Origin of the sequence: Nonomuraea sp. SBT364 (assembly GCF_001083785.1) — a bacterium.
In the GTDB taxonomy this organism is placed as follows: Bacteria; Actinomycetota; Actinomycetes; order Streptosporangiales; family Streptosporangiaceae; genus Nonomuraea.
Window position 1 is genome coordinate 1 of sequence record NZ_LAVL01000027.1, and the last position, 24,757, is coordinate 24,757.

General features: G+C 69.7%; 23 protein-coding genes. 11 read left to right on the forward strand and 12 right to left on the reverse strand.

Annotated elements, in window-relative coordinates:
• Positions 1-1,665 (forward strand): hypothetical protein (locus ADY59_RS51405; RefSeq protein ID WP_049562689.1); only part of this gene is annotated, 1,665 nt, incomplete at its 5' end.
• Here ADY59_RS51405 and ADY59_RS15370 read toward each other — a convergent pair.
• Positions 1,631-2,539, reverse strand: coding sequence for a hypothetical protein (locus ADY59_RS15370; RefSeq protein WP_156325512.1), 909 nt, complete (start codon positions 2,537-2,539; stop codon positions 1,631-1,633). The genes ADY59_RS51405 and ADY59_RS15370 overlap by 35 nt on opposite strands.
• Before the next feature lie 365 nt (positions 2,540-2,904).
• Here ADY59_RS15370 and ADY59_RS15375 point away from each other — a divergent pair, with 365 nt between their 5' ends.
• Positions 2,905-4,014 carry a winged helix DNA-binding domain-containing protein gene (locus tag ADY59_RS15375; RefSeq protein WP_049562693.1) on the forward strand — a complete coding sequence of 370 codons (1,110 nt, stop codon included), beginning with the start codon at positions 2,905-2,907 and terminating at the stop codon, positions 4,012-4,014.
• Here ADY59_RS15375 and ADY59_RS15380 read toward each other — a convergent pair.
• From ADY59_RS15380 to ADY59_RS15390, 3 genes are read right to left on the reverse strand one after another with little or no spacing between them, the layout of a single operon-like run.
• Positions 3,985-4,797 carry a carbohydrate ABC transporter permease gene (locus ADY59_RS15380; protein WP_049562695.1) on the reverse strand — a complete coding sequence of 271 codons (813 nt, stop codon included), beginning with the start codon at positions 4,795-4,797 and terminating at the stop codon, positions 3,985-3,987. The genes ADY59_RS15375 and ADY59_RS15380 overlap by 30 nt on opposite strands.
• A complete protein-coding gene (locus ADY59_RS15385) occupies positions 4,797-5,669 on the reverse strand; it encodes a carbohydrate ABC transporter permease (protein WP_049562697.1) in 873 nt (290 codons plus the stop codon). Before ADY59_RS15385 ends, ADY59_RS15380 begins: the two co-directional genes overlap by 1 nt.
• Entirely contained in the window at positions 5,666-6,907 is a 1,242-nt protein-coding gene (locus ADY59_RS15390) for an extracellular solute-binding protein (protein WP_049562699.1), read from the reverse strand. Before ADY59_RS15390 ends, ADY59_RS15385 begins: the two co-directional genes overlap by 4 nt.
• A 119-nt stretch (positions 6,908-7,026) precedes the next feature.
• Here ADY59_RS15390 and ADY59_RS15395 point away from each other — a divergent pair, with 119 nt between their 5' ends.
• The 4 genes from ADY59_RS15395 to ADY59_RS15410 all read left to right on the forward strand — a co-directional run bounded on the left by ADY59_RS15395 (position 7,027) and on the right by ADY59_RS15410 (position 9,479).
• Positions 7,027-7,788, forward strand: coding sequence for an IclR family transcriptional regulator (locus tag ADY59_RS15395; RefSeq protein ID WP_231618734.1), 762 nt, complete (start codon positions 7,027-7,029; stop codon positions 7,786-7,788).
• Positions 7,785-8,738: a sugar kinase gene (locus ADY59_RS15400; RefSeq protein ID WP_049562701.1), complete on the forward strand. Its 954-nt coding sequence runs from the start codon at positions 7,785-7,787 to the stop codon at positions 8,736-8,738. Before ADY59_RS15395 ends, ADY59_RS15400 begins: the two co-directional genes overlap by 4 nt.
• 148 nt (positions 8,739-8,886) lie before the next feature.
• On the forward strand, positions 8,887-9,171 hold the full coding sequence (locus ADY59_RS15405; RefSeq protein WP_049562702.1) for a type II toxin-antitoxin system Phd/YefM family antitoxin: 285 nt from the start codon (positions 8,887-8,889) through the stop codon (positions 9,169-9,171).
• Entirely contained in the window at positions 9,168-9,479 is a 312-nt protein-coding gene (locus tag ADY59_RS15410) for a hypothetical protein (protein WP_049562703.1), read from the forward strand. The genes ADY59_RS15405 and ADY59_RS15410 overlap by 4 nt, the downstream gene beginning before the upstream one ends.
• 200 nt (positions 9,480-9,679) lie before the next feature.
• On the opposite strand, the gene ADY59_RS15415 is transcribed toward ADY59_RS15410, so the two are convergent.
• A complete protein-coding gene (locus ADY59_RS15415; protein ID WP_049562704.1) occupies positions 9,680-10,030 on the reverse strand; it encodes a hypothetical protein in 351 nt (116 codons plus the stop codon).
• Complete coding sequence (locus ADY59_RS15420) at positions 10,015-10,194, reverse strand: hypothetical protein (protein ID WP_231618735.1); 180 nt, start codon at positions 10,192-10,194, stop codon at positions 10,015-10,017. Before ADY59_RS15420 ends, ADY59_RS15415 begins: the two co-directional genes overlap by 16 nt.
• Before the next feature lie 232 nt (positions 10,195-10,426).
• On the opposite strand from ADY59_RS15420, the gene ADY59_RS15425 reads away from it, so the two are divergent.
• The 3 genes from ADY59_RS15425 (at position 10,427) to ADY59_RS15435 (ending at position 14,760) form a co-directional block, all read left to right on the forward strand.
• Positions 10,427-11,659: a transcriptional regulator gene (locus ADY59_RS15425; RefSeq protein WP_063780665.1), complete on the forward strand. Its 1,233-nt coding sequence runs from the start codon at positions 10,427-10,429 to the stop codon at positions 11,657-11,659.
• 157 nt (positions 11,660-11,816) lie between these two features.
• The gene (locus tag ADY59_RS15430) at positions 11,817-13,568 is read left to right on the forward strand and encodes a DUF262 domain-containing protein (RefSeq protein ID WP_049562708.1); all 1,752 of its coding nucleotides are present in this window, start codon (positions 11,817-11,819) and stop codon (positions 13,566-13,568) included.
• Positions 13,569-14,265: 697 nt separating this feature from the next.
• Entirely contained in the window at positions 14,266-14,760 is a 495-nt protein-coding gene (locus ADY59_RS15435; RefSeq protein WP_156325514.1) for a hypothetical protein, read from the forward strand.
• A 52-nt stretch (positions 14,761-14,812) separates the two neighbouring features.
• Here the strand turns inward: ADY59_RS15435 and ADY59_RS15440 are convergent, their stop codons facing one another.
• Genes ADY59_RS15440 through ADY59_RS15460 form a run of 5 tightly spaced genes read right to left on the reverse strand, consistent with a single transcriptional unit; the run spans position 14,813 to position 21,207 of the window.
• A complete protein-coding gene (locus tag ADY59_RS15440) occupies positions 14,813-15,721 on the reverse strand; it encodes a dihydrodipicolinate synthase family protein (RefSeq protein WP_049562712.1) in 909 nt (302 codons plus the stop codon).
• On the reverse strand, positions 15,718-16,707 hold the full coding sequence (locus ADY59_RS15445; protein ID WP_082310126.1) for an ABC transporter ATP-binding protein: 990 nt from the start codon (positions 16,705-16,707) through the stop codon (positions 15,718-15,720). Before ADY59_RS15445 ends, ADY59_RS15440 begins: the two co-directional genes overlap by 4 nt.
• Positions 16,700-18,637: a dipeptide/oligopeptide/nickel ABC transporter permease/ATP-binding protein gene (locus ADY59_RS15450; RefSeq protein ID WP_049562715.1), complete on the reverse strand. Its 1,938-nt coding sequence runs from the start codon at positions 18,635-18,637 to the stop codon at positions 16,700-16,702. The genes ADY59_RS15445 and ADY59_RS15450 overlap by 8 nt, the downstream gene beginning before the upstream one ends.
• Entirely contained in the window at positions 18,634-19,593 is a 960-nt protein-coding gene (locus tag ADY59_RS15455) for an ABC transporter permease (RefSeq protein WP_049562716.1), read from the reverse strand. Before ADY59_RS15455 ends, ADY59_RS15450 begins: the two co-directional genes overlap by 4 nt.
• A 6-nt stretch (positions 19,594-19,599) precedes the next feature.
• The gene (locus ADY59_RS15460) at positions 19,600-21,207 is read right to left on the reverse strand and encodes an ABC transporter substrate-binding protein (protein WP_049562718.1); all 1,608 of its coding nucleotides are present in this window, start codon (positions 21,205-21,207) and stop codon (positions 19,600-19,602) included.
• A gap of 150 nt (positions 21,208-21,357) precedes the next feature.
• On the opposite strand from ADY59_RS15460, the gene ADY59_RS15465 reads away from it, so the two are divergent.
• Positions 21,358-22,068, forward strand: coding sequence for a FadR/GntR family transcriptional regulator (locus ADY59_RS15465; RefSeq protein ID WP_063780664.1), 711 nt, complete (start codon positions 21,358-21,360; stop codon positions 22,066-22,068).
• 189 nt (positions 22,069-22,257) lie between these two features.
• Entirely contained in the window at positions 22,258-23,106 is an 849-nt protein-coding gene (locus ADY59_RS15470) for a DUF4429 domain-containing protein (protein ID WP_049562720.1), read from the forward strand.
• Here ADY59_RS15470 and ADY59_RS15475 read toward each other — a convergent pair.
• Complete coding sequence (locus ADY59_RS15475; protein WP_049562721.1) at positions 23,075-24,727, reverse strand: catalase; 1,653 nt, start codon at positions 24,725-24,727, stop codon at positions 23,075-23,077. The genes ADY59_RS15470 and ADY59_RS15475 overlap by 32 nt on opposite strands.
• Positions 24,728-24,757: the final 30 nt, after the last annotated feature.

Here is a 24,757-nt window from a genome sequence, read left to right on the forward strand (position 1 = left end):
GCCGCCGCCCTGCGGCACGAGCTCGCCGGCGAGCTGCGTGACGCCGGCCTGGTCCCGCCCGACGAGGGCGAGGGTGACGAGGGTGGCGACGGTGGCCCGGCCGTCGTGCCGGCTCCCGGGCTCGCCGGGCCGCCCGCGCTCGGCGAGGTGGCCGAGCGGGTGTACGGCACCCTCACCGAGCGGCAGCGCGCCGAGCTTCCCGGCCTGCTGCTGACGCTGCTGGAAGGGGGCCCGGCCCAGGACGAGCACGGCACCCTGGCCCGCCTGGAGGACGCCGGGCTGCTCGTGCGACCGAGCCTGCGGGTCCCCCCGGTGGAGACCCCGGTGGGCACGCTGGTGGCGATCGGCGGCGACGGCATCGTCCCCGCCAGCGCCGCCCTCTACAGGGCCTGGCCCCGCCTGCGCACCTGGGTCACGCGGAGACACCACCCCCGGACGCCCGTTCCGGCGCCCCACCCGGCCACGCCCGGCCACCTCCCGGCAGCCGGACGCCGCCCCGCCGGCCGACGCGGGCGCCCGCTTGAGGAGCGGTTGCGGAAGGGGGCGGTGGTCGCGCTGGCGGCCGCCGTGGTGTTGCTGGGCGTGGCGATGGTGACCGTCAAGGCGGGGCCGGAGCTCACCCGTCAGGAGAACGCCCGGCTGGTGGCCGCCAGGGCGGAGGCGTTGCGCGGCGAGGACCCGCAGGCGGCGATGCGGCTGAGCGTGGCGGCGTGGCGGCTGGCACCGGTGCGCGAGGCGCGAGACGCGCTGCGGGCGTCGCTGTCCCAGGAGGAACTGGGCGTGTTCAGCGACCCCGTGCCGACCCGGGGGGCCCGCTACCGGCTGAGCGGCGACAGCCTGGTGCGGTGGGAGGGCGACGCGGTCACCGCGTGGGACGTCCCGACCGGCCGCCGGCTGGCCACGCACCCGCTGCCTCCGGCCACGACGGGCCTGAGCGACGACGGCCGCTACGCCGAGACCGCGGGCGGCACCCCGGTGGCGGTGGCCACGGGAACGGCGACGAACGCCACGTTCCTGGTCAGCGTGGGCGAGCGGACCGAGCTCTACTCGGGCGGCGGCCGGCTGCTGGAGGTGACCGGCGGCCGGGTGGCGCTCTCACCGGACGGCCGGCGGGCCGCCGTCTCCAGGCCGGACGGCCGGGTCGAGCTGTGGGACGTGCCCAAGCGCGCCCTGAAGCGGGCGATCCGCGTCGCCCCGGAGGACGGCGCGGCGCCGCTGGCCTTCAGCCCGGACGGCCGCCTGCTGGCGGTCGCGGGCCCCAAGACGTACCTGATCGGCGCGTCCACCACCACGGCGATGGACCCGGCGGACGACGGCGCGCCCGGCGGGCTCGGCACGCCGGGCGGGGACGCGCCCGTGTTCAGCCCCGACGGCCGGGTGCTGGCGGTGCCCGCCGGTGACGCCGTGCGCCTGTGGCGGGTGGGTGACGGGCGGCTGCTCAAGTCCGTCGCCCTGCAGGCCCCGGGCAACTCCTACGCCTTCTCGGCCGACGGCCGCGCCCTGCACTACCTGAGCGGCCACGGCACCGTGATCTCGCTCGACGTCGCCGCGACCGACCCCGTACGGGCCGACGCCGTGCGCGAGGTGTGTGCCAAGGCGGGCGGGCTGAGCGAGGACGAGTGGCGCCGGCTCATCCCCGAGACCGGCTACCGGAAGGTGTGCTGAGCGCGTGCCCGCAGCGGCGCGCCTGCTTGGTGCCGCCCTCGGTGAAGTCCGGGTCGAGCTCCACGTCCGTGAGGATGGTCGCCTCGATCGGCCGGCGCACGGTGGTCATCCGGCCGCAGTCGTAGAACACGTACGACCCGCCGTCCTGCCCGAGCACCAGCCACCGCTCACGCGACACCGCCTTGCCGTCGCCGTCGCGCACGGCCGCCCACTGGTTGGGGAACCCGGCGAGCTGGAGCACGAGGTTGCCGTTGCCGTTGGCATGGATGTCCTCGGCGCCCTCGGTCATCCAGCTGACCAGCACGAACCCCATCCCGATCCCGACGAACGCGCTGGTGAGCACCCGCGTCCCGGCCCGCCCGACCGGCCGGGCGCGCAGCAGCCGGTACGGGACGAGGAAGCCGAGGAGCGCGACCGCCACGACGGTGACCGGCACGGGGGTGCCGGTGACCTCCAGACCGTTCAGCAGCCCCCAGTAGGCGCTGCCGGACAGCAGCGCGGCCACGGCGGCGGCCGGCCACGGCTTCTCCCGCGCCCACGCGATCGCCCGCCCGGCCGTCCCGCGCGTCATCCGGTCGAACAGCCAGGCGGCGCCCACCAGCATGCCGCCCAGCGGCAGCAGCGCCAGGAACAGCACGACCAGCGTGGTGACCAGGCGGCCGAGGATGCCCGCCTGGTCGAGCCCGGCCTGTTCGGGGGTGATGCCGAAGGTGTCGTAGACGCTCTCGAAGCCCATGTACAGCAGCGCGTACAGCCCGACCGCCACCGGCACGACGACGGTGCCGAGTTTGTCGAACAGCTCCAGCACGCTGCCCCGGTCCACCGGCTCCGCTCCGGTGCGCTCCTCGGTGGGCAGCGACGTTTGATGACTCATGTGACAGCAGTGTGGTTGGTGAATGTCGATAACGGATCGACGGGAGATAACCGATCGGGGCGACAATCGGGCGACCAAGGGCGTAAGAGGCGGCGCCCATGCTGTCGGCATGAGCACCTCGTAAGGATCCCCGCGGTCGCGCCCCGCCGGAACGGCGAGCGCGCTGACCGCCGCCCGCCACCGCCGCCCGCCGCCGGCGGCCTGCCCAGCACCGAACGCTGCCTGGGCCGGTCCGAGCTGGAAGGCGCGGGGGTTCGAGCGCATACTCCCGTTGGGGACGGCAGACCACAGCCCGGCGTTCCCGCCGGTGACGCTGGGGCTATCGCGGCCCGGGACCGGCCGCGATAGCCCCTACCTTGGACCGCATGAACCCTCTCCTCACCGGCAGGGCGCTCAACCGGGCGACCCTCGACCGCCAGTTCCTCCTGTCGCGCACCGACCGTTCGATCGCGGACGTCGTGACGCACCTGGGCGGCCTGCAGGCGCAGACTCCGCACACCTGGTACACCGGCCTGTGGAACCGGATCGAAGGTTTCCGGGCGGCGGACGCCTCGGCGTTGCTGGAGTCGCGGGCGCTGGTCCGGCTGGCGTTGCAGCGTTCGACCATCCACCTGGTGACGGCCGGCGACTGCCTGGCGATGCGGCCGCTGCTGCAGGTGGTGACCGAGCGGATGACCAGGACCACGTTCGTCAGGCGGCTCGACGGCGTGGACCTGGGCGAGCTGGCCGCGTACGGGAGGGAGGTGGTGGAGGCGGAGCCGGTGACGTTCGCCGCGCTGGGCAGGGCGCTGGCCGAGCGGTGGCCGGGCAACGACCCGCACGTGCTGAGCCAGGTGGTGCGCTGGCTGGTGCCGCTGGTGCAGGTGCCGCCGCGCGGCCTGTGGGGCAGGAGCGGCCCGATCGCGCACACCAGCGCCGAGTCGTGGCTCGGGTTCGAGGCGCCGCCCATGACGCCCGCCGAGCTGGTCACCCGCTACCTGCGCGCGTTCGGCCCGGCCACGGTGATGGACGCGCAGACGTGGTCGGGGCTGACGCGGCTGGGCGAGGTGGTGGAGTCGATGGATCTCGTACGGTTCCGCGACGAGGCGGGCCGCACCCTGTACGACCTGCCGGATCTTGCCGACCTTGGACACCCATCGCCCGAGATATCAGCACCTGTGCGGCTGATGTACGACTTCGACAACCTGTTCCTGTCGTACGCCGACCGGTCCCGGGTCATCACCGAGGCCGGGTTCGCCGCGCTCAACGGGTTCATGGGCACCAACGTGATGCCGCGCATCATCCTGGTCGACGGCGTCACCGCCGGGGACTGGACCGTGACCAGGGCCAGGAAGGTCTCCACGCTGGGCATCCACCAGTGGGAGCCGATCAAGGACCTGGACGCGGTGGCCGAGGAGGGGATGCGGCTGCTGGAGTTCCTGGCCCCCGGCGACAAGCATGAGATTTCAGTCTTTGACGGCCCCTCCAAGTCCTGACACCAGCTTGCGCTGCACCGCCACGAAGAAGATCAGCACCGGGATCGTCATCAGCGTGGAGGCCGCCATGATCCCGCCCCAGTCGTTCTCGTCGGGCTTGAAGAAGACGAGCAGCGCGGCGGGCAGGGTCTGGCTGTCCTTGGCGGAGATGATGAAGGTTCTGGCGAAGACGAAGTCGTTCCAGGCGGTGATGAACGAGAACACGCTGGTCGCCACCAGCCCCGGCGCGACCAGCGGGAACAGCACCCGCCACAGGATCGTCGCGCGCCCGGCCCCGTCGATCATCGCCGCCTCCTCCAGCGCCTCGGGCACGGCGGCGACGAACCCGCGCATCATCCAGATCGCGAACGGCAGCGAGAACGCCAGGTGCACCAGCACCAGCGAGCCCAGCGTGTTGAGCAGCCCCAGATCCCGCACCACGAAGAACAACGGGATCGTCAGCGCCTCGACGGGCACCATCTGGGCGATCAGGAACATGATCAGCACCGTGGTCCGGAACCGGAACGTGAACCGGGTCACCGCCACCGCCGCCAGGAACGCCACCAGAGCCGACAGCACGACGACCGACAGCGCCACGATCGCGCTGTTGAGGAAGTAGCGGGCGAACCCCTCCCCGGTGAGCACCCGGGCGAAGTGCTCGGCGGTCGGGTGGAGGGTCCACGGCTTGACGTCGAGCGACTGGATCTCCCCGGCGGGTTTGACCGCGGAGACGACCATCCAGTAGAGCGGGAACGCCGTCAGGAACGCCACGACCAGCGCCACCGTGTTGGCCAGGTGTCGCATTAGAGCCTCTCCCCGGTGCGATGGAGCGCCCGGATGTAGAACAGGGTGATCACCAGCAGGATCAGCGTCATGATCACGCCGATCGCCGAGCCGAGCCCGTACTCCGACGACCCGAAGGCGGTCTGGTAGGCGTAGACGTTGAGCACCGAGTTCTGCCCGGCGATGCCGCCGCCGCTGGTCATCACGTAGATCTGGGTGAAGATCTTGAAGTCCCAGATGATCGACTGGATGACCACGATGGTGACCAGCGGCCGCAGCATGGGCACCATCACCCGCCAGAACGCGTGCCAGGCCGACGCCCCGTCGAGCGCGGCCGCCTCCAGCACCGAGCCGGGGATGGCCTGGATCCCCGCGTAGAGGGTCAGCATGACCAGCGGGAACGAGTGCCACACCACCGTGGCCCCGACGACGCCGAACGTCACCCACCGGTCGTAGAACCAGTTGAACCCCTCGATGCCGAGCGCCTGGTTGACCAGCCCGAGATCGGCGTCGAACAGGAACATCCACACGGTGGCCCCGGTCATCGCCGGGGCCGCCCACGCCCCGAGCGCCGCCAGCGACAGCGCCGCCCGGGGGAACGCCGACACGCGGGTGAGCAGCACCGCCAGCGCCGCGCCCACGGCCAGCGTGGCGACGACGAGCGCGGCGGCGAACCCCACGGTCTGCAGCAGCACCTGCCAGAACCGGGGGTCGCCGAGCACCGTCGCGTAGTTCCCGAGCCCGACGAACGTGGTCGGCTGCCCGCCGCTGACCTGCGCCTGGCGGTAGTCGAACACCGACAGCAGCCCCAGCATGTAGACCGGGTAGCCGAACAGCGGGACGAGCACCGCCGCGGTGGGCAGCAGGTAGAGCCAGGGGCGTGCGCGGCTCACGAGCGGCCGAAGGCTGCCTTGACGGCGGTGGCGGCCTCGGTGGTCGCCTCGTCCACGCTGGACCGTCCCGTTGCGACCTTCTGCAGCATCGTCGGGATGACCTTGCCGTTGTCGATCTTCACCCAGGCCGGGTCGACGGGCACGAACTTCGTCCCCGCCTCGACCGTGTCCAGGAACGGCTTGAGGAACGGCTCCTTGCCCGCCACCTCGGTACGGGCCGAGGTCAGCGTCGGCAGGTTGCCCATGGCCTCGTACATCTTGACCTGGTACGTCTTGCCGCCCAGCAGTTTGACGAACTCGACGGCCAGCGAGCGGTGCTTGGCGTTCTTCATAACGCCCAGGTTGTTGCCGCCGGCGAACGCGGGCGCGAGCGAGCCCTTGTCGAAGCCGGGCAGCGGCACCACCGCGTACTTGCCGGCCGCCGCGCCCGCGTCGACGGCCGAGCGGTTGAAGTTGCCCAGGATGCCCATCGCGGCCTTGCCGCCGGCGAACAACTCGACGGTCTTGCCGCCGGTGAGCGAGGCGCACGCCTGCGGCGGGCAGACGTCCTCGGACAGCAGGCCGGTGTACGCCTGGACGCCCCTGCGAGCCTCGGGCCCGTCCAGGCTGGTGATGTCGCCGCCCGCGGCCCACACGAACGGCAGTGCGCCGAAGGTGTACTCGCCGCCGACCGCGATGCCGTACAGGTCGGGCTTCTTCTCGCGGATGGCGCGGGCGGTGGCGGTGAGCTCCTCGATCGAGGCAGGCGGCTCCAGGCCGAGCTCGGTGAAGACGTCGGTGCGGTAGTAGAGGGCGCGGATGCCGACGAACCACGGCAGCCCGTACTGCTTGCCGTCGACGGAGGCCGACCGGACCAGCTCGGCGGTCAGGTCCTGGCCGCCGAGGTCGGCGGTCAGGTCGCCGCCGGCGCCGGCGGCGGCGTACTCGGCCAGGTCGGTGTTGCCGTACTCGGCCACGTCCGGCGAGCTGGCGGGGTCGTTGAAGGCGCCCTTGAACCTCTCGTGCCGGGCGGTGGTGGTCGGGACATAGGCGACCTCGACCTCGACGCCGTCATGGGCGGCGGTGAACTCCTTGATCGCCTCCTGGACGACCTTGTCCTTGGGAGCGCGGTTCGGCTCGTCGAACAGCCAGACGCGCAGCGTTCCGGTCTTCTCGTCGCCGCCGCCGGTCGAGGGCGCCGTGGAGGGCGCGCAGGCCGTCAGCACCACGAGGGCGGCAGCACAGTAAAGAAACCTCACTATTACCTCCTCGCCGTGACAGTAGGAAGGCGGCGGGAAGCTGGGAAGTGACACCCCGAGATGTTCTGCATTGCACAACGTCGTATTGCAATTCCGGAAGTTGTCGTAGGCTGGCGTGCGTGCCCGAACGCAACCAGTCCGCCTCGCTCAGACGCGCCCTGGTCGTGCTGGAGCACGTACGTGACCACAACGGGCTCACGCTGACCCAGCTCGCCGAGGCGGTGGGCCTGCCCAAGAGCACCGTGCTGCGGCTGGCCGCGCCGCTCGTCGACGCCTGCCTGCTGGAGCGCGACAGGAAGACCGGCGCCTTCCGGCTGGGGCACGGCTCGCTCCGGCTCGGCCAGGCCTACCTGTCCACGCTCGACCTGCGCTCGGTCGCCGCCGAGGAGTCGCACCGGCTGATGAGCGAGGTGCGCGAGACCGTCCACCTGGTGGTCTACGACCCGCCGCACGTCGTCTACATCGACAAGGTGGAGAACCAGGCGAACGTCCGCATGGCCTCGCGCATCGGCAGCCGAGGCCCGCTGCACTCCACCGCCGTCGGCAAGGCGATCCTGGCCTGGCAGCCGGACGAGACCGTCGAGGAACTGATCGCGGCCGGCCTGCCGGGGGCGACCCCGCACACGATCACCGACCCGGCCCGGCTCCGCGCCGAGCTGGCCAGCGTGCGCAGGCGCGGCTACTCGGTCGACGACCGGGAGAACGAACCCGAGGTGCGCTGCGTCGGCGCGCCGATCTTCAACCATCACGACGCCGTCACCGCCGCCATCTCCGTCTCCGGCCTCACCTCGCGCATCACCGCCGCGCGGGTGCGCGAACTGGGGCCGCTGGTGGCGGGGGCGGCGGCACGCATCTCGAGAAAGCTGGGCTCCACGCGATGACCGGACTGGTGACCTTCGGCGAGACCATGGCGCTGTTCGCGGCCCGCCGCACGGGGCCGCTGCGCTTCGCCCGCGACTTCGACCTGGGGCTGGGCGGCGCGGAGTCCAACGTGGCGATCGGCGTGGCGCGGCTGGGCCACCCGGCGTGCTGGATCGGCCGGGTCGGAGCGGACGAGTTCGGCGACCTGATCCGCTCCACGCTGGCCGGCGAGGGCGTGGACGTACGCGCCGTCCCCGACCTCGACGCGCCCACCGGGCTGATGATCAAGGGCAGGCGGACGGCCGACCACATCGACGTGCGCTACTACCGCGCGGGCAGCGCCGGCTCCCGCCTGTCGCCCGACGACCTCGACCCCGCGCTCATCAGGTCCGCGCGGGTGCTGCACGTCTCGGCCATCACCCCCGCTCTCTCGGCCTCCGCCCGCGCCGCCGTGCACCACGCCGTCGCCGAGGCGAAGTCCGCCGGGGTGCCGGTGTCCCTGGACGTCAACTACCGCAAGGCGCTCTGGACCCCCCAGGAGGCCGGCGCCTGGCTGCGCGACATCATCGCCGACGTCGACATCCTCTTCGCCACGGAAACCGAGGGCAGCCTCATCACCGGTCCCGACACCCCGGGCGGCCCCGAGGAACTGGCCCGGGCGCTGGCGGCGCTCGGTCCGGCGCACGTGCTGGTCAAGCTCGGCGCCGCCGGGGCGCTGGAGCTGTCCGCCGGCGCGTCGCGGCGGGCCGAGCCGTACCGGGTGACGGAGGTCGACCCGGTCGGCGCCGGCGACGGCTTCGCCGCCGGCTGGCTGGCGGGCTGGCTCGACGGCGCCGCCCCGGAGCGGCGCCTGGACATGGCCTGCGCGGCAGGCGCCTTCGCCGTCACCTCCCAGGGCGACTGGGAGAGCCTCCCCCGCCGCGACGACCTCCACCTCCTCACCGGCAGAGGCGACGGCGTCAACCGCTGACCCCCGCGCAGGCACGCCCCAGCAGGCGACACATCCTGATTCACCCGGATCGACGAGTACGCATCCGAGAACTCCAGCAACTGCACGTAGGCGATCCATTACTCTTTGACATGTGACCCCCGCACAAGCCAAGACCTACACTCGCGACATGAGCGAGGAAGCGTTCGAGGTGCCACTGGACGAGGCCGACGGCCATCTGCCCGACGTCATCACCGCTGCGGCACAGCGACACACGATCGCCTATCTGACCGACCAAGGTCGCCGTGTCGCTGCCCTTGTCCCTGCGGACGAGGCTTGGTACTGGACTCCTGGATGGCAGTCGGCAGAAGCCGAGGCCGACGCTGACATCCGGGAGGGCCGCACTCGCGCCTTCGACACCATGGACGACCTCTTCGCCGAGATAGACGTGGTCCGCGGAGAAGACGTCCCGTGAGATTCGATCGCACGGCCGCCTTCCTTCGAGACGCGGCCCGGCTTCCTCCTGAGCACTACGTGATGTTCAGAGAGGCTGTGTACAAGCACTTCCTGCCGGCGATCGAGCAGGGAGCACACACAGGCCGCGCCCCCTGGCCACCACGGCTGCGCATCCATAAACTCACCGACACCCACGTCTACTCCTTGACGTGGAACTTCGCCTCCCCGGACGGCAGAGCGACCTTCGAGTTCGGGAGCACCGACAACGGCGAGCCGTTCCTGATCTGGCGCCGCATCGGCGATCACTCCATCTATGACCGGCCCTGAGTCGCGCTCATCTCGCCCGGTACAGGCCGGACTCGCGTAGCGTCGGTAATGACGTTCGAGCAGTCGGGTCCACGAACTCGCGCTGGGTGAGGGGCGACCGTGCAGCGGGACTTGATTCGACTGCTCGCCTTTCCGGGGTGTTCACCTATCTGACACCGAACAGAGGCCCCCACCGTGCCACGACCTGGCGGCGGGGTGGCTCATCGGGCCTGGCCGGCGAGGAGGCGGCGCCACCACTCGTACGCTTCCACGCGGCACCAGCAGTGAGCCGTCCAGGTCAGGGAGGGTATGCCGGGCCGAGGGAGAGTCTGGCGGCGGACCTGGCAGGAACCGGCGATGCAGACCAGTTCGCAGGTGGTCATCCGGCAGAAGCAGGTGTACGCGACGACCCGGCCGCGCCCACGGCTCTGCTCGATCCACCACAACGCCGTACGCCCGGGCCCCGGCGGGGCCGGGTGTGGCGAAATCCCCGGGCAGTCCTCGTCGTCCTCCTCCACGACGACCTCGGGCGGAGCGAGAACATCGATGGACGCGGTCATCGGGCCGTCCATGCGGCCGGGCTCTCCTTTTCGGCGATGCTCTCCTGCTCCGCGATGACCTGGCACAGCCTCCCCAGGTCGTCGGCATCGACCGTCCGGTACGCGCCCGCCTCCTCGGCGGCCACGGGGAACCGCCGCTCGCGGGTCGCCCAGAACCGCCCAGCGTCGCTGCGCATGATCCGCCACCCGGCGAACACCGGACGAGCGGCGGCTACAGCCCTATCGTGTGTCATGGGTCAGGACCACCATCCTGATCAAGGGGTCCGTACAACGTTTCAGCGCCTACGGACCCGCTCCGGTCGGGTCACCTCCGATTACAACAGTGCGTAATTCTTCGATCACAGATGCGATCAGGGGATACTAAGGGTGGTCAGAACGTCCCCCAGGTCTGACAGCGAGGTGCACACGATGGCCACCGAACCCCCCGCATGGGCCGTACGGCTACGTGCCGAGCGCCGCAACCGGTTCTGGAGCCAGAAGGACATGGCCCGACATCTGGTCGAGGCCGCCGACGGTGATGTACGCGCCCGGCTGCCCTCCCGGGAGAGCATCGTCCGCCGCATCAAAGCATACGAGGCCGGACACAACCAGCCCGACGACCCCTACCGCCTCCTGTACGCCCGAGCCTTCGGACTCACCGAGGACGAACTGTTTGAGCACCACCATCGCCTCCTCGGAATCGATGGCGACGACGAGCGAAGGGCCCTGGAGCTGACTCGTCGTGCCGCCGCCACCGAGGTTGGGGAAAGCACCCTTGAACGGCTGGAGGCGACGGTGGACGACCTCGCCATCGCTTACCACGGAACGCCACCCCATGAGCTGCTGGTCCGCGTTCGCCAGCACCTTGATTACGTTTTCCAACTCCTGGATGCCAAGAAGACGCTCACGGAGCATCGGCGACTGCTCGTGGCCGGCGGCTGGCTCTCACTTCTCGCTGCGACCTGCCTCATCGATCTACGCCGGTTCCCGGCCGCAACGGCTCGGTTGCATACAGCCGCCCAACTCGCCAAGGAGACGGAGCATCGCGAGATTTCGGCCTGGTGCCTGGAGACGAAGGCATGGCAGGTTCTGATCGATGGCGGATACCGGCGGGCCCTGACGCTCTCCCAGGCAGCACAGCGGGCGGCCCCCAGGGGCGGTTCGGCGTACATCCAGGCGACAGCACAGGAGGGCCGGGTCTGGGCGCGCCTCGGCGCTGCCCGGGAGACCCGCGACACACTGAACCGGGTCGCGCGGCTCGTCGCACACCTGCCGGACCCCGACCGGCCCGAGCACCACTACCGCTACGACCCCGCCAAGTCCGACGCCTACATCGCGACGACGCTGTCCTGGCTTGGCGATTCGGCGGCGGAACCGTACGCACGTGGTGTGCTCGCCCGGCAAGAGTCGGACCCCCCGAGACGGCCCCGCAGAACCCTTGCCGCGCGGCTCGATCTAGCGCTCGCACTCCTGGCAGCCGACCATCCCGACGAGGCCGCGAACATGACGCTTGCCGCCCTCACCGACCCGCATCTCGTGCCGTCGCACTATTGGCGCGCGGCCGAGGTGGTCAAAGCCGTGGAGTCCCGCCGTGTGCCCGAGGCCGTGGAACTGAGCGAGGCATACCGCGAGCTATGCCGGCGTGACGACCGGCCTCTTTGACGTCCGCTGCAGCGATCCCGATAGCGGTGCGCGCTTGGCCGCAATCGAGGTGGCTGCGGCGTGACATTATCGTACGTCACATTCTCATCTGCATGCCTTATCGCAAGTGGGGAATGCCGCAAAAATCAGATGATTCAATTCGAAGGAGTTGCCAGTCGTGGCTTTCCAGACGCCCGTGACGGTGGAGGAAATCCTGACGTCTATCCACCGGAAGGAATACCTGCTACCGGCGATCCAGCGGGAGTTCGTCTGGAGTGCCGACCAGATCCGGTGGCTCGTCGACAGTCTCATGAGGGGGTACCCAATCGGCTCATTCCTCCTTTGGAAAGTTGAGCCCAGGACGGTGACTAACTACACCTTTTACGATTTCCTCACTCACTACCATGAAAGAGACAATCCCTACGCAACCAGGGCAGCGATTCCAAACGGCAGTGGCGTGACCGCGGTGCTGGACGGCCAGCAGCGACTGACTGCCCTTAACATCGCCATCTACGGCAGCCACGCGGAAAAGCGGAAATACGCCTGGTGGAGCAGCCCCGACGCATTTCCCAAGAAGCGACTCCACCTCAATCTGGTGGAGGATCCCGACCCGGACGAAATGGGTCTACGATACGATCTGAGGTTTCTCACCGACGTCGAGGCCGCCTCTGCGGATGGGAATCCGGACCGCTGGTATCCGGTCGGCGCGATCCTAGACCTGGCAAACGCAGGGCCAGCGCTCTACGGCGAATTGGCGAAACGCGGCATCGACCTCAATGATGTCAAACCTTACCAGCGCCTCTATGACCTATACGAGGCGGTACGCACACGCAAGCCGATCAACTACTTTCTGGAGAAGGCGCAGGACGCGGACAAGGTCCTCGACATCTTCGTCCGGGTCAACAGCGGCGGCACCACGCTGTCATACTCAGATCTACTCTTGTCGATGGCGACTAACCAGTGGCAACAACTCGACGCACGAGAAGAGGTACGCCAACTGGTCCAGGAACTCAACACCGGCGGCACCAGAACATTTTCCTTCTCCAAGGATGTCGTACTCAAGACCGCGCTCATGGTCGCCGGAGTCGATCTTCGATTCAAGGTCTCCAACTTCACCGCCAGCAACATGCAGAAGGTGGAAGACGCGTGGAGCACCACGCGAGTGGCCATGATAAAAGCAGCGTCCCTGCTTGATCTCTTTGGCTTCACTAATCGAACGCTCACGGCAGCCAGCGCCGTAGTGCCCTTGTCGTACTACCTGGCTCGCCGAAATCTCCCGGACAGCTACCTGACCTCAAGCGCAGACGTAAAGGACAGGCTGGCAGTCCGGCAGTGGGTGACCCGGTCCCTGGTGAAGCGCGGGATCTGGGGATCCGGCTTGGACACCCTACTGATCCGGCTTCGCCAGGCGATCGACACCCACGGTGCAGACAGCTTCCCAGTGGCCGACATCGAGAAGGAGATGAGCACACTCGGTAAGTCGCTTGCCTTCGAGCCAACCGAAATCGATGAGCTGCTGGAGCTCAAGTACGCCAGCCAGCGCACCTTCCCAGTGCTTGCGCTGCTGTATCCCGGCCTGGACCTGTCGAAGGAATTCCACGAAGATCACATCTTCCCTCGCTCACGATTCACTCCGAAGCGGCTTCGGGACGCGGGCATCGATGACGCCTTGGTGGACACCTACCGAGCGACCGTTGACCTGTTGCCGAACCTCCAGCTCCTCGGCGGCGTACCGAACGCCGAGAAGCACGCCAAGCTACCGGCCAATTGGCTGGCGCATGCCTTCGCCACCGACGCCGAGCGCCATACCTACCTTCATGCAAACGACCTCCAAGACCTGCCGCTCGACCTGCACGATTTCCTTGCATTCATCGAGCAGCGCAAGCGACGCATGCGGACGCGGCTGAGTAGCGTGCTCGGGGTCGATTGAGCCCTGGCCCACCCGCCGAACTGTGCGCCTACCCGCATGCCCCGAACCCGAACTGGCAGGAACGGAGCCGATCTGGATTTTATCCGAGTCCTGTTCAACAGGCCTCTCTACCGACTTCACCGGCGCGGAGTTCTCCGGCGAGCTGGCCTCCGTCTATGACCAGCTCCGACATCTCATGCCGCTTCGGACAAACCTGGAGGCGCTTCTTCGAGTCGCTTGGGGGTGCGGGCCAGCTTGGCGGCATTGGGGTTGGCTGACCGCGACCCGCACCTTCTACTGGGGCTGGGCCAGAGGTCGTACGTCGACAGCGTCTCTTCGGGACCGCAGCTGAACAGTCGGTGTGTAAGCTCGGGTCCGCCTCCGGCTGCGGCACGATTTTCAAACTAAACCACTCCTTCTACGACGGCGATATCGGGGAGATCGTCGGAGGCCAGGTGCTCACGAGCATCCTCAACGGCAGCACACGGCGCACCTTCGGCGACAGCGGCGGGCCGTTCTTCCCCGCTCGCCGGTATGCAGGTGTACGGCATCCTAGAGGGCGCGCTGGTGGACGACGACAACGTCCTGTGCTGCGCCTTCAAGCCGTGAACCGTTTCTACAATGGAGCCCGCTACAACGTATGGAGTCGATGGCCTGCCCGATGGGCCGTCGTGAGGCGTTTCCGGCGGTCCAGCCTATCCGCGGAGGAGGGGCCACGATGAGAGGCGCGATCATCGCGACCGGTATGGCTGTCGTTCTCGGCATTATGGCCTGCACGTCATCCGCTTCGGGGCCGCGGGCCTCGCGAGCCGCGGCGACTGTCGTGTCCGCTTCGCCGGGCTGCGCGACCTCCTCCTGCCTTGTCGGCGACGACCCGGCCATCTACGTCTCGGCTGCGGACCCGCCGGGCGAGACCGTGCCGATCACGGCCAGGCTCACATGGGTGGAGGACGAGTCCTGCCTGCTCCTCGACATCACCTCGGGCCGCGACACCGGCGTCGCGGTCCCCTTATGGCCGTCCGGTACGGCTGCCACACGAACGTCCGGCGACGAACGCGGAGTGGTCGTGCCGGGTGCCGGGCGACTTCTGGCCGGTGAAGGTTTTACTGGGCAGGCGACCTGGCACCGCGTGGACGTTGGATTCCTGCCCCCGCCCAGCCGCTGCCGTCATCACGACGGGTATGTGACCGTCACTGAGGTCGAGCCCGGCTGATCGCTCAGTCGGGCGCGGATGCAGTACGTCAGGCCGCGGAATGTGGTCATGCCTACAGAAGGCCCGCCGCCGCGAGGTGTTTGCCGATGCGGCCGGTCTCGTCGTCGTCGAGCGGGACCTGCGGGACGGCCGTGGCCGGGTGGTCGATGATGCCGCGCAGGTGCAACGCGGCCTTGAAGGCGCCGAGCCCTGCGGAGCTGCCGCCCATCCGGGAGCCCGCCACGTGGACGATCTCGAACAGCCTCACCAGGCGCTCCTGCTCGCGCCTGGCCTCCTCCCAGTCGCCCGCCGCAGCGGCGCGGACCAGGCGCACGTACCCGTGCGGGTCGACGTTGCCCAGCCCCGGCACCACGCCGTCGGCGCCCATCCACAGCGCGCTGTCCACGGTCACCTCCGACCCGGTGAGCACGCTGAAGGGCGCCTCCCGGGCGAGGATCAGCCGGCGCAGCCCGCCGTCGTCGCCGCTGGAGTCCTTCACCCCGGCCAGCGTCCCGTCGGCCGCCAGCTCCAGCAGCAGTTCGGCGCTCAGCTTGAGGTGCACGGAGACGGGCAGGTCATAGGCGTACACCGGCAGCCCGCCGCGCGCCGCGAGCGTACGAAAGTGGGTGGCGATCTCCACCGGATGGGTGCGTGTGTAGAACGGCGCCGTCGCCACCAGCCCGGCCGCCCCGACCGCGACGGCGACGGCGGCGTGCTCCAGCACCCTGGGCGTGGTCATGTCGATCACCCCGGCCAGCACCGGCACCTGCCCGCCCACGTGGCCGATCACCGTGTCCAGCACCACCCGGCGCTGCGCGTCGGTCAGGTACGCCACCTCGGAGGACGACCCGAGCACGAACAGCGCGTCCACCCCGCCCTCCAGCAGGTGGTCCACCAGCCGTGTCAGCGACCCGGCGTCCACCTCCCCCTCGGAGGTCAACGGGGTGCAAACCGGGGGGATCACTCCGGTGAGGGTGGTCATACACGCTCCTGGATCAGTTCGAGGTCGGTGGCACCGGCCGCCACCGGGTGGTGGCAGTGGTAGAGGTGGTCGTCGTCGGTGACGGCGTCCGGCCAGCCGGCCGCGCACGCGTCGTCGGCCCGCCAGCAGCGGGTCCGGAACGGGCAGCCGCTCGGCGGCCTGGTCGCCGACGGCACCGCGCCGACCAGCGGGATCGGGTTGATCGGTGAGATCAGCCCCGGCGTGGCCGAGAACAGCGCCCGGGTGTACGGGTGCCGCGCGCCGAGCGGGAGCGCCCCGGCGGGGGTCTGCTCGACGATGCGGCCCAGGTACATGGTGACCACCCGGTCGCTCATCCGGCGGACCGTCTGGATGTCGTGCGAGACGAACACCAGCGCCAGCCCGAGCCGTTCCTTCAGGTCGAGCAGCAGGTTGAGGATCTGGGCCCGTACCGACACGTCGAGCGCGCTGGTCGGCTCGTCGGCGACGATCAGCGCCGGCTCCAGCGCGAGCGCGCGGGCGACGGCCACGCGCTGCCGCTGGCCGCCGGAGAGCTGGCTGGGCAGCGCGTCGGCGGCGCTGGCGGGCAGCCCGACCAGGTCGAGCAGCTCGCGCACGCGGGCGTCGCGCTGGGCCGGGGTGCCGCGCCGGTGCACGTTGAGCGGGTCGCGCAGCACCTGGCGGACCGGCAGCCGCCGGTTCAGCGCCGTTGACGGGTCCTGGAACACCATGCCGACGCTGGAGCCGATCATCGGCCGGCGTTCGGACTCCTTCAGCCCCCACAGGTCACGGCCCCGGAACGACACCGTCCCGGACGTCGGCCGCTGCAGCCCGACCAGCACCTTGGCCAGGGTGGACTTGCCGCAGCCCGACTCGCCCACGACGCCGACGGTCTCGCCGGCGCCGACGACGAGGTCCGCGCCGGTCAGCGCGTACACCCGGTCGCGGGTGAACAGGCCGCCCGAGCGGGCCTTGTGCACGACGTGCACGTCCTTCAGCTCAAGCATGCTGCTCACTTCCCATCAGGACGACCGCCGGGTGATGGCAGGCCACCGTGTGCCTGCGCTCGTCGCCCGCCAGCGCCGGGACGTCGGTACGGCACACCTCGGAGGCCATCGGGCACCGGTCGGCGAACCGGCAGCCGGCCGGGAAGTCGGCCGGGGACGGCACCACGCCGCGGATCTGGGTGAGCCGCTCGGCCCCCGACTCCAGCGACAGCACCGAGCCGAGCAGCCCGCGGGCGTAGTGGTGGGCCGGCGCCCCGACGAGCTCGGCGGTGACGCCGGTCTCCACGATCTGGCCGCCGTACATGACGACCACCCGGTCGGTGACGTCGGCGACCAGCGCCAGGTCGTGCGAGACGAGGATGAGCGCGAACCCGAGCTCCTCGCGCAGCTTCAGCAGCAGCTCGATGACCTGCGCCTGGACGGTCACGTCGAGCGCGGTGGTGGGCTCGTCGGCGACGATCAGCTTGGGCTCGCGGGACAGCGCCATCGCGATCAGCACCCGTTGCCGCTGCCCGCCGGACAGCTCGTGCGGGTAGGACGACAGCGTACGGCGTGCGTCCAGGCCGACGAGCTCCAGCAGTTCGGCCGGGGTGCGCCGGCCGCCGCGCCGGCAGACCTGCTTGAGCTGGGCCTTGATGGTCATGGCCGGGTTCAGCGAGGAGAGCGCGTCCTGGTAGATCATCGCCATGTCGTGGCCGAGCAGTTTCCTGCGCGCCTTGCGCGGCATGGTCAGCAGCCGCTGCCCGTCGAAGACGATCTCGCCGGTGACGCGGGCGTGCGACGGCTGCAGCCCCATGACGGTCAGCGCGGTCAGCGACTTGCCGCAGCCGGACTCGCCGACCAGGCCGAGCACCTCGCCGGGCCGTACCTCGAAGGAGATGCCGTCGACGATGTCCACCCCGGCGTCGAAGCCGATCCGCAGGTCCTCGACCGACAGGATCGGCGGCCCGCCGGGCAGCGGGCGGGCGCGTTCGGCGAGCCGGCGCGCGGCCTCGGCCAGGCCGGGCAGCTCGACGATCTCACCGGAGCCGGGCCTGGCCTGCTCGAAGGCGTCCTCCTCCTTGCGGACGGCGGCCTTGCGGGCGGCCGGGGCGGCCCAGGCGTCGGAGATGCCTTCGGAGAGGATGTTCAGCGCGAGCACCGTGATGAGGATGAGCAGGCCGGGGAAGACCGTGGCCCACCAGCCGCCGAGCAGCACCAGGTTCTTGCCGTCGGCGATGACGCTGCCCCACGACGGGTCCGGCGGGCGCACGCCGGCGCCGATGAACGACAGCGACGCCTCGAACACGATCGCGTCCGCGACCATCACCGTGCAGAACACCAGCACCGGGGCCGCGCAGTTGATGGCGACGTGCTTGATGACGATGTGCGGGGTGCGGGCGCCGATGATCCGCTCGGCCGCGACGTAGTCCTCGCCGTACTGGGCCAGCACGTTGGCACGCACCACCCGGGCCACGGACGGCATGTAGAGGAACGCCATGGCCATGACCAGCACCGGGATGCTGCCGCCGAACACCGCGACCAGCACCGCGGCCAGCGCGATGCCGGGGAAGGCCATGATGACGTCGAGCAGCCGCATGATCGTCTCGTCGATCGCCCGGCGGGAGGTGGCCGCCAGCGCGCCGATGGCGGCCCCCACGACCAGCGCCAGACCGGTCGCGCCGAGGCCGATGATCAGCGACCAGCGCGCCCCGTACAACAGTCTGGACAGGATGTCGCGGTTGGCGCTGTCGAGCCCCATCCAGTGCTCGGCGGACGGGCCGCCGCCGGTGGTGGCCTGGAAGTACGGCGAGTGCGGCGCGATGAGCGGCGCGAACAGCGCCGCGAGCACCACGACGACCACGATGCCGACCGCCACCCACGACAGCGGCGGCAGCCTCCTGAATCCTGCGCCCGGTCTCGACAGGCGCTCCGCCAGTCCTCGTCTCATGCGGCACTCCTGAGCCGGGGGTTGACCAGCAGGTAGAGGACGTCGACCACGAGGTTGACGACCATGAAGCCGACCGCGATCGTCAGCACCACGCCCTGCACCACGGCGGGATCGCCGTCACGCACCGCGTTGATCATGAGCTGGCCCATGCCGGGCAGGCCGTAGATGGTCTCGATGACCACGGTGCCGCCGATCAGGTAGCCGATGCGCAGGCCGAGCACGGTCAGCGGGTTGATGAGCGCGTTGCGCAGCACGTTGCGGCCGACCACCACGATCGGCGGCAGGCCGCTGCCGATCGCGGTACGCACGTAGTCGCGGTCCAGCTCCTCCACCATCGAGGTGCGGATGATGCGGATGAGCTGGGCGGCGATCGGCAGCGACAGCGACAGGGCGGGCAGCGTCATCGAGCGCAGCCAGCCGCCGAAGGAGTCGGCCGGGTTGATGTAGCCGCCGGTGGGGAACAGGCCCTCGCCCACCGCCAGCCACTGGATCATCAGCAGCGCCAGCCAGAACGACGGCGCCGCCACGCCGACCAGCGACACCATGCGGATCACCTGGTCCGGCCAGCGGTCCCGGAACAGCGCGCCGGCGACGCCGAGCACCAGCGACAGCACGATCCCGACCGCCAGGCCGAGGAACGTGAGCTGGAGCGTCAGCGGCAGCGCCGTGGTGATCGACTCGATCACCGGCTTCTTGGTGAGCACGCTGGTGCCCAGGTCACCCTGCAGCAGGTCGCCGACGAAGCGGACGTAGCGCAGCGGCAGCGGGTCCAGCAGGCCGTTCTCCAGCTGGAACTGGCGGATCTGCTCGGCGGTCGGGTTCGCGCCCTGGAAGTAGGCGTACTCCGGCTTGCTGTTGGAGAAGCGCATCACGATGAACACGAACGCGACGACGCCGAGCACCAGCGGGACCAGGATGAGGACCCGCCGCGCGAGCATTCTGACGATCAGGATCATGGCGGCTCAGGTGCGCTTGGCCTGGAGGAGGTTGATCCCCGGGTACGCCTGCGCGCGGATGCCGGAGACCTTCTTGGGGTCCCAGGCGGTCATCAGCTCGGTGTGCACGACGGGGTAGAGGACGGCCTGCTCGGCGATCACGTCCAGATATTTCTGGACCTTGGTGGCCTTGGCGGCCTTGTCCGACTCCTGGGTGGCCTCGTCCATCATCGCGAACAGGGCCTTGGCGTCCTTGCTGCCGTCGAAGTGGGCGTACTTCATCCACAGCCCGCCCTCGACGAAGTTGTAACGCAGGATCAGGTCGGCGTCCATGCCGAACTGGTTGGGGTTCGAGGCCGCCGCGACCACCTGGTAGTCCTGGAACTGGTCCATCTTGGTGAACAGCGCCGCCGTGTCCTGCGGCTCCAGCGTCGTCTTGACGCCGATCGCCTCCCAGGAGGCCGCGATGGTCGGCAGGCAGTCGGCGATCCAGCTCACGTTGACGGCCATCAGGTTGACCGTCAGGTCACTGACCCCGGCCTCCTTCAGCAGCGCCTTGGCCTTGTCCGGGTCGTAGTCGTAGACGACCGCAGCGCGCTTGTGGTCCGGGTGGCCCTCGTTGAGGAAGGAGCTGGAGGCCGTGCCGTGGCCCTTGAGCGCCACGTCGATCATCTTCTTCTTGTCGATCGCGTAGTGCAGCGCCTGCCGCACGCGTACGTCGTCGAACGGCTTGGTGCCCGTGTTGAACATCAGGAACATGTGGTTCATGCCCGCGCCGCCCTCGACCGTCAGCCCCTGCTGCTTGAGCTGGTCGACGTTGGCGTACGGGATGTTGTCGGCGATCTGCGCCTCGGCCGAGCCGCCGGAGATCTTGGCGACCCGGGCCGCCGCGTCCACGATCGTCAGCCAGTTCATCTGCTTGACGGTCGCCGGGCGGGGGCCGTTGTAGCCGTCGAACGCCTCGAAGGAGGTGTTGGACTTGGGGTTGTGCGCGGTCATCTTGTACGGGCCCGAACCGACGGCCTTGCCGCTCTTGGCCTGGTCCCAGGCACCCGCCTGGGAGAACACGTGCTTCGGCATGATCTTGGCGATGGTCAGCCGGGGCGCCGCGTCCGGGAAGGCGAACTTGAAGACCAGCTCCACGGTGCGGTCGTCGACCTTCTTGACCTCCTGGAGCCAGGAGCGGAAGAAGTTGCCGACGAGCACGTTCGCCTCGGCGTCGAGCACCCGCTCGAAGGTGAACACCACGTCGTCGGCGGTGACCGGCTGCCCGTCGTGCCACTTGGCGCCCTCGCGCAGGGTGAACTTCCACGTGGTGGCGTTCACGTCGTCGGGCAGCGCGGTGGCCAGCGCCGGGTACGGCTCGCGGGTGATGGGGTCGGTGTCGAGCAGGCCCTCGTAGATGTGGTTGATGCCGGCCATGGCGAAGGCCGAGGCGGTCTGCGTCGGGTCCCAGCTCTGATCGTTGCCGTAGCCGATGACGGCGGTGATCAGGTCTTTGTTGGATCCGGCGCCGACCGAGCCGGTCGAAGCCGGGCCTCCGCTGCACGCGGCCAGAGTGGACGCGATGATCGCGGCCGCCCCTGTCGCTCCGCTGTAACGCAAGAAGTCGCGGCGGCTGAACTCAGGGCTCACGGATGCCTCCCGGGGGTAGCCCGACGTAGAACGTGGGACATCCCATGTCCTATCTTTTGCGTAAGGTGGACGCTAGATGCGAGGCCTGGTTGCGGTCAACAGGAGGTTTCCGGAATGTTACGCACCAGTCCGCAGAGAAAGGGATCTTCCATGACCACTGCCCCGCGCTCGCGGCCCAGCCGTGCCGTCGAGGCCCAGGAGGGCGTCAAGGACCTCATCCTCAAGCGCGGGCTCAAGGCGGGCGACCCCCTGCCGACCGAATCCGAGCTCATGGAGGAGCTGCGCATCAGCCGCAACTCGGTCAGGGAGGCGCTGAAGGCGTTGCAGGCGGTCGGCATCGTCGACATCCGCCACGGCTTCGGCATGTTCGTCGGCCGGATGTCGCTCGCCGGGTTAGTCGACGAGCTGGCCTTCCACAGCCGCATCACGCTCCAGAACGGCCGCAACGCCCTGGCCCACCTCATCGAGATCCGCGAGATCCTGGAGGTCGGGCTGGTCCAGCGGCTCATCGACCTCGGCGGCGAGGCCGACCTGACACCCGTGACCGACGTCATGGCCCGCATGGAGGCGGAGGCCCTGGTGGGCGACGTCTCGCCGGAGACCGACCGGCTCTTCCACGACCTGCTCTACCGCCCGCTCGGCAACCCCGTCGTCAGCCAGTTGCTGGGCGCCTTCTGGGACGTCTACCACCAGTTGCGCGACCACCTGGGGGCGCCGGACGAGTCCCCCGCCGACGTCACGCGCCGCCACCGCGACATCTACGTCGCGGTCCAGGCGGCCGACAAGCCGGCGGCCGTCATGGCCGTCGTCGCCCACTTCGACGGCGTCCGCAACCGCCTGGCCCGCCTCACCGTCACCTGACCCCACCCCTCCATGCCCCGTGGGGCGTTCGCCTCCCTCCAAGCGAACGCCCTGCTGAGGGTGCCGACGGGGCGCGGCCGTCCGTCCGCCGAAGCGGTCTCGGCGCAATGCCGTCACCCGATGGTGGACGCGGTTGCGGCCGTCGGAGAACGCAGCAAGGGAATGTTTCTGGCCTACTACGCTGGACGCATGGCGGAGATCGCGGTCCCCGACGGGGCGTGGACGTTCGACGGAGAGACGGTCAGGATCGTGCCGGGCAGCGGCCGCGAGGTCCACGAGCTGCGCAAGACACTCGGCGAGGTGGTCATCCCGCTGGAGGCGATCGCCGGGGCGACGTTCGAGCCGTCACGCAAGGGCGGCCACCTGCGGCTGCGGCTGCGCCGGGGCGCCGACCCGCTGACCGACGCGGTCGCCGGCTCGCTGACCGCGCCCGCCGACCCGTATCGGCTGGCCATCCCCAAGGGCCGCACGGGCGCCGCCGAATACTACGCCGACGAGATCCGCGACGCGCTGGCCGCGTGGCAGACGCCGAACGGGCCGAGCGACGACTACCTCCTGCCCAGCCCCGGCGTGCCGATCACCGCGACCGCCGGCGACGGGACGGTCGCCTTCGACGGCGAGCGCGTCCGCATCGAGTGGACGGGCTTCGCCGGCTCCGCCAAGGAGGAGGCCGGCCCGCAGGAGTTCGCGCTGACCGACCTGGTCGCCGTGGAGTGGAAACCGCAGTCCGGCATGGGCTACGGCACGCTGCGGTTCCGGACCAAGGGCGAGGGGCCCGACAAACCACCACAGAAGGACACGCGCTGCATTTCGTGGGGCGTCCAGCGGTTCGGCGGCACGACGGCGCTGGTCGCCGCCGCCGTGCTCGCCCGCATCCCGCGCGGCCCCGCCGAGCTGCCGCCCGCCCCGGCCCCGGCGGGCGAGGTCGACGTGGTGCTGCGCCACCTCTCCGAGCTCGGCGAGCTGCACCGCTCCGGCGTGCTCACGGACGAGGAGTTCAGTACGGCTAAGCAGGCCCTGCTTCGCCGCCTGGAGTGAACCGCTCGTCGGGCACGCAGTGCGTCATCTTCAGCCCGTTGACGTCACGCGGCCCGTTCCTGCCCAGCTTGGCCAGCCGGTCGCGGTCCTCGTCGGTCAGCTCCTGCTTGGGCAGCGGCTCCAGCCCGGCGACGTCGTCCGGCGTGATGCCGAGCCCTTCGCCCACGCGCAGCCCCAGGTCGTCCTCCACCAGCAGGAAGTGCCAGACCATGCGCTCCTGGATGCGCCGGTCGCACTGCTTGAGCTGGGTGACGAAGTTGTGCACGAGGTCGTCGCGCTCCCAGTCCTCCATCAGCAGGTAGCGCTGCCCGGCCTGGATGTAGTCGTTGGTGCGCGGGATGCGCTTGCGCGTGAGACGGCCGGTGAGGACCGGCCCCTCGATGTCCTCCGTCGGGTAGTCGGCCTCACGCAGCCCGCCGACCAGCGACGGCTCGTAGTTGATGTGCGGCGACTCGCCGCCCGTGTCGACGAAGTACGTCATCTGGCCGTCGCGCTGATTGGTGCGGATGTCGGCGTTCTTCGCCTGGTTGACCGGAAGCTGCAGGTAGTTCGGGCCCACCCGGTAGCGCTGGGTGTCGCTGTAGGAGAACGTCCGGCCGACCAGCATCTTGTCGTCGGAGAAGTCCAGCCCGTCGACCAGCACGCCGGTGCCGAACGAGATCTGCTCGTTCTCGGCGAAGTTGTTGCCGACGTTGCGGTCCAGCACCATCCGGCCGACCGGCAGCGCCGGGAACTCGTTCTCCGGCCACACCTTGGTGTCGTCCAGCGGGTCGAAGTCCAGCTCGGCGTGCTCGTCGTCGCTCATCAGCTGCACGAGCAGCTCCCACTCCGGGTGGTCGCCGCGCTCGATCGCCTCGTGCAGGTCCTTGGTCGCGTGCCCCAGCTCGTTCGCCTGGATGACGGCCGCGTCGGCCACGGTCATGCTGCGCACGCCCTGCTTGGGCATCCAGTGATACTTCACCAGGAAGGACTCGCCCTGCGGGTTGGTCCACTTGTAGGTGTTCACACCGAAGCCCTGCATGTGCCGGTAGTCGGCCGGGATGCCGCGCGGGCTGAACAGGTTGACCAGCATGTGCATGCACTCGGGCGTCTGCGACATGAAGTCGAAGATCCGGTTGGGTTCCTGCCGGAAGGTCACCGGGTCCGGCTTCAGCGCGTGGATCACGTCCGGGAACTTGATCGCGTCCCGGATGAAGAACACGGCCAGGTTGTTGCCCACCAGGTCCCAGTTGCCGTCCTCGGTGTAGAACTTGATCGCGAACCCCCGGGGGTCACGCGCCGTCTCCGCCGAGTCCCGCCCGCCGATCACGGTGGAGAAGCGCACCGCGACCTCGGTGCGCTTGCCCGCCTCCTGGAACAGCTTGGCCCTGGTGTAGCGGCTGACGGGCTCGTCGCCGAGCTTCCCGTACGCCTCGAAGAACCCGTAGGCGGTGGTCCCCCGCGCGTGCACCACCCGCTCCGGGATGCGCTCCCGGTCGAAATGGCTGATCTTCTCAAGGAACTGGTAGTTCTCCAGCGTCGCGGGCCCCCGCGGCCCCACGGTCCGCTGGTTCTGGTTGTCGTAGACCGGATGCCCCTGCCGGTTCGTCAGCACCTCGCGACGGTCACCAACGTCACTCATGTCACCGTTTCCTCTCCTCGGTTGACCCCT